This is a genomic window from Serratia sp. TSO36 (genome assembly GCF_057808395.1).
In genome coordinates, this window is sequence record NZ_JBJZOU010000065.1 from 1 (window position 1) to 255 (window position 255).

The window sequence follows — 255 nt, forward strand, 5'->3', positions numbered from 1 at the left end:
CCCCGCCCAGCGCGTCGATCACGCCGGCCGGCAGGCTCTCTTCGTCATCCGGATAGCGGTACAGCGTGGCATTGCCCAGCGCATCGACATAGCGCGTCGGGCGCCCCAGCGTATCCCAGTGCTGCGCTTCGCTGCTGCCGTCCGGGTACGCGACGGCGAACAGCCGGCCGCTGTTGCGCGAATATTGATAGCGCGTCACGCGGCCGAGCGGATCGGTCTCCGACAGCAGGCGGCCGTAAGGATCCCATTCGCTCT

The 255-nt window shown here is 68.2% G+C and carries 1 protein-coding gene; it reads right to left on the minus strand.

Features of this window, described 5'->3' with window-relative positions; all coding sequences use genetic code 11:
• Window positions 1–255, minus strand: a 255-nt coding sequence (locus ACK3CV_RS25465) for a hypothetical protein (protein WP_489009932.1), incomplete at both ends; no start/stop codon positions are given.